Origin of the sequence: Trichocoleus sp. FACHB-262 (assembly GCF_014696035.1) — a bacterium.
GTDB lineage: Bacteria > Cyanobacteriota > Cyanobacteriia > FACHB-46 > FACHB-46 > Trichocoleus.
In genome coordinates this window covers 1-4,242 of record NZ_JACJPK010000060.1, presented here as the reverse complement: position 1 = coordinate 4,242, position 4,242 = coordinate 1, and the positions used below count along the sequence as shown (strand labels likewise).

The window sequence follows — 4,242 nt, the reverse complement described above, 5'->3', positions numbered from 1 at the left end:
GCATGACCGCACAGAGGACACTGCATCACCTGGTTTCTAGGGAAGGACTCTCTTTACTTTATCAATCCCACAGTCGATTGATGCACTACCGCGCCTCCACGATGACATCCAATCTTTGCATGGCACGATGCCGCTTTGGGGCGTAGATCGTTGGGTGCCGTTGGGTGAGTTGTTTGTGGATGTCAATATCCTGGAGGAGCTGAGCAGTAGCCGCAAGTCGGAACTGGATGACCTGTGGCAGGACTTCACGACGGTGATGCACGGGTATTCGAGCGATCGCAGTTTGGATCGCATTGGCTTGGGCAAAGAGCGGCAACGGGTGTCAGGGTTGGACGTGCTGGCGAAGAATACGAACCTGATGGTAGTGGGTAAACCGGGTTCGGGGAAGACGACGTATTTGCAACGGGTGGTGACCCAGTGCAATGGGGGGATTTTACAAGCGCACCGGATTCCCGTGTTGATTAAACTGCGAGAGTTTGTGGAGGATGGGCGTGAGGTTGCCTATTCGCTGGAGCGTTATCTAGAGCGGTGCTGGCGGTTATCGGATGCAGAAACTCAGTTGGTACTCAATCGAGGTCGGGCGCTGGTGCTGCTGGATGGGTTGGATGAGGTGACGGGGGAGGATGGGAAGAACATCACGAAGGAAATCAAGCGGTTTGCTCGTGCCTATCCGCAGGTGCTGGTGATTGTGACGTGTCGAACGCAGAGCCAGGAATCGCGGTTTGAGCGGTTTGATTATGTGGAGGTGGCGGATTTTGATGAGCCGCAGGTAAGGGCGTTTGCCCAGCATTGGTTTAAGACGGTTATAGGGGATGAGTCGGTGGGACTAGCGAAGGCGCAGGAGGTTCTGGGGCTGCTCTTTTTGGAGGAAAATAAGCCGATTCGGGAGTTAGCAATTACGCCGATTTTGCTGAGTTTGACCTGTGCGGTGTTTCACCAGACGGGGAAGTTTTACTCCAAGCGTTCTAAGCTCTATGAAGAGGGGTTGGAGTTACTGCTGGAACAGTGGGACAAGTCGCGCTCGATTGAGCGGGATGAGATTTATCGAGATTTGTCGGTGGAGCGCAAGCTGGAGTTATTGAGCTATCTGGCGGTGAAGAAGTTTGAACAGCCGCAGTATGTGTTGTTTGAGCAGGAGGAGATTGAGGGCTACATTGCAGAATTTTTAGGGATTGAGCAGCGGGATAGTCGGGCAGTGTTGAGGGCGATTGAATCGCAGCATGGGTTGTTGATTGAGAGGTCTCAAAAGGTTTGGTCATTTTCACATTTAACATTTCAAGAATATTTAGTGTCATTGCTATACATCCAGTCAAATGCTCTAGATAATCTTCTTGAATACATGAGTAAAATCTGGTGGAGAGAAGTCTTTATTTTAACAAGCCAAGCATTAAATGATTCAAAGAAGTTTGTGCAGTTGATGCAATATAAACATCAAAATTTTGAAAAAAAATTAGCCTCTGAGGTTGAAATTAGAAAAATTATAGGATTTGCGTATAAGAAGTCAGACCTGATTGCCAAAAAATATGTCATTGATGCGCTCTCAATAGCCAAAACTAGGTTCTTCTATATTTACAGAAACATCGCTTTATTTAGGAATACAAGACAGTTTAAGTTTGATTCAGAGAATAAATTGAGTCATTTATTTAATCATTCTTTACCTAAAATTCCAATGATGGAAGTTGATAATATGCTTTATTACTCTTTAGATTATGCTATCGACTTGACGTTTTCTAATGATAAACATGGCCCCCTTCACCTTTCAATAGAAATTCACTGGTATTTAAAAGACTTTTATAAGGAGATTGATGAAGATTTTATCTTATATGAGTATATAGATAGAAATATGCCTGGATTTAAACAAGAATTGAAAAGCTTAGTAGAACTACTACCGAGTGAGGAATACTTAAATCCTCTTTGTCTTAGACCAAATGAACTTATATCTAGGTTAGATGAAAATACAATATCTAATTTAGCTGTAGATGTAAATAAAAAAAGTGCGGAAGAATTGGATAAATATTATTTTGATAACTTTGATCAGCTTTCAGATTTACATTCCATCTATCAAGAAGCTATTACGGAACCAGTTCGAGAATGGTGGAAGAGCAATGGCGAGACTTGGATATCTCTTTTATACGACTTAATGATTCGCTTTGAAAGTATTCATCCTGAGCATCGGCATCTTTCAGAAGCCCAGAAAAATGTTCTCAACACTTACTTTTATAAAATTGATTTAATAATGGAATGTTGGGACGTAAGTAATTTAGAACAGGAATTTAAAGTAGAAGCATTTAAAGATTTCCTTTGCTGGTAAGCTAAAGAGAATCTTACCCCCTTAGCGTTATACTCGGCGTAACACCTGCTCCAGAAATACTTAATTCTTAATCACCAATGTGAATCTCGCCCCCCTGTATCTGCCCCATATTCGTATTGAACTTGCCATCCTGAGAGACGAATTGCAGCGTAGTGCCACTGACTTTGAACCTCTGCCGCAGTTGGGCAACTTCTGACTCATCTCGGCTGCCATTGAGAATGCGATCAAGAATTGCTATCAACTCATCAGGGTTAGGCATGTAGTGGAGATTAACTTAGGGGCGCTCTGCTTAATTCCAGTATGCCCATTCAACCCTCTAAACGGGAGAACTGGTAAGCCGGATAGAATGGGGTCAAATGGAACTGCCGCCTGCTGAATCAAAACTAGGCTAGAGTATGCCCCTCCCCGATGACCTGAGTACCATCCTTGACCGGATTAAAAACGGTGAGCAAACCGAGGCAGACATGACGGCTCTGCGCCAGATGTTGAATGCGGACGATGCTGCCCAGGAAGGGCTACGACAACGCCAAATTGCCCGACAACTGGGTAAGTATAACGTCAACATTGGGCAGGGACAAGATATTCAGATTGGCGATCGCTTCTATGTAGAGTGGAATGATGAGGCGATTCAGGCATTAATTCAGGTTGTCCGAAAGCAACTGCCTACACCCACCACTGGGATTCCTGAGAACCTACCTCGCAGTGGCGTAGTGCAGATTGTCGGGCGGGAGCGAGAACTGGAAACCCTGCACCAGCAGCTTCAGGAAAATGAGCGGGTAGCTGTGTCTGTGATCGCAGGCATGGGTGGTGTAGGCAAAACAGAACTGGCACTACAATACGCGATTAAATACAAACAAGATTATTCAGGGGGAATCTGTTGGATTCAGGCAAGAGGGGCAGACATCGGAACTCAAATTGTACAGTTTGCGCGATCTCGCCTCCAACTCAATCCTCCTGAAGATCTAAATCTACCTGATCAAGTTGGTTTTTGCTGGATGCATTGGCAGCCAGGACAAGTTTTGGCAGTGTTAGATGATGTCAATAACTATGATGCGATCAAGTCTTATCTGCCTCCAATCGATCACCGGTTCAAGGTGCTGATTACAACACGATTGCAGTTGGGAAAGTCAATCAAAAAATTAGAACTGAATGTACTGGATGAGACAAAAGCGTTAACACTGTTGGAATCGTTAGTAGAAGCAGAGCGGATTCAAGTAGAGCCGGAGGCAGCAAAAGAGTTGTGCGCTTGGTTAGGCTACCTTCCCCTAGGTCTAGAACTAGTTGGTCGATATCTTGATCGTAGGCTGGGCTTGTCCTTAGCAGAAATGTTGGTTCACTTGAAGGAAAAACGCTTACAAGCTAGAGCACTACAGCATTCTCACACTGATATGACATCTGAGTTGGGAGTGGGGGCTGCTTTTGAACTCACTTGGGACATGCTAGACGAGCCTACAAGATATCTAGGGTGTCTGCTGAGCTTTGTTTGCTCAAGCTCCAATTCCCTGGTTTCTCCTAGCAGCGATGATGGAAACAGAGGAAGAACTGTGGGAACTCCAAGAAGACCGAACTGATTTAGTAGAGTGGCACTTGCTGCAATGTTTAGGCGAGGAAACATACCGATTGCATGAACTGATTCGAGAATTCCTTCGGGAAAAGCTTGAACACTCAGATTGGGTAGATGACCTCAAGCAAACATTTGCAAAATTTATGGTGGCACTGGCTCATCACATTCCCTACACGCTCGATTATGAAGCACTTTCAGGAATAGCCCCTACCATACCGCATTTGAAAGAAGCGGCAGAGAGATACTCTGAGCTGTTTAGCGATGAAGACTTAATCCTTCTTTTGTTACTTTGGTGAGGAAAAATTAACTTGGGAATAGCTGTGATTCTAGCTGACCTATGCTTGAGCAACGAGATCCGGTCGCAACC

4 protein-coding genes are annotated in these 4,242 nt (G+C 45.0%); 3 read left to right on the top strand and 1 reads right to left on the bottom strand.

The features are described 5' to 3' along the window. Positions 1 to 127 precede the first annotated feature (127 nt). Positions 128 to 2,311: an NACHT domain-containing NTPase gene (locus H6F68_RS11550; protein WP_206755518.1), complete on the top strand. Its 2,184-nt coding sequence runs from the start codon at positions 128 to 130 to the stop codon at positions 2,309 to 2,311. 67 nt (positions 2,312 to 2,378) lie between these two features. On the opposite strand, the gene H6F68_RS11545 is transcribed toward H6F68_RS11550, so the two are convergent. Further along, positions 2,379 to 2,570 (bottom strand): hypothetical protein, encoded by a 192-nt coding sequence (locus H6F68_RS11545; protein ID WP_190559140.1) that lies wholly within the window; start codon positions 2,568 to 2,570, stop codon positions 2,379 to 2,381. Between the two features lie 136 nt (positions 2,571 to 2,706). Between H6F68_RS11545 and H6F68_RS11540 the strand changes: the two genes are divergently transcribed. Continuing rightward, entirely contained in the window at positions 2,707 to 3,882 is a 1,176-nt protein-coding gene (locus tag H6F68_RS11540) for an NB-ARC domain-containing protein (RefSeq protein WP_199300046.1), read from the top strand. After that, the gene (locus H6F68_RS28460; RefSeq protein WP_199300045.1) at positions 3,833 to 4,171 is read left to right on the top strand and encodes a hypothetical protein; all 339 of its coding nucleotides are present in this window, start codon (positions 3,833 to 3,835) and stop codon (positions 4,169 to 4,171) included. Before H6F68_RS11540 ends, H6F68_RS28460 begins: the two co-directional genes overlap by 50 nt. Positions 4,172 to 4,242: the final 71 nt, after the last annotated feature.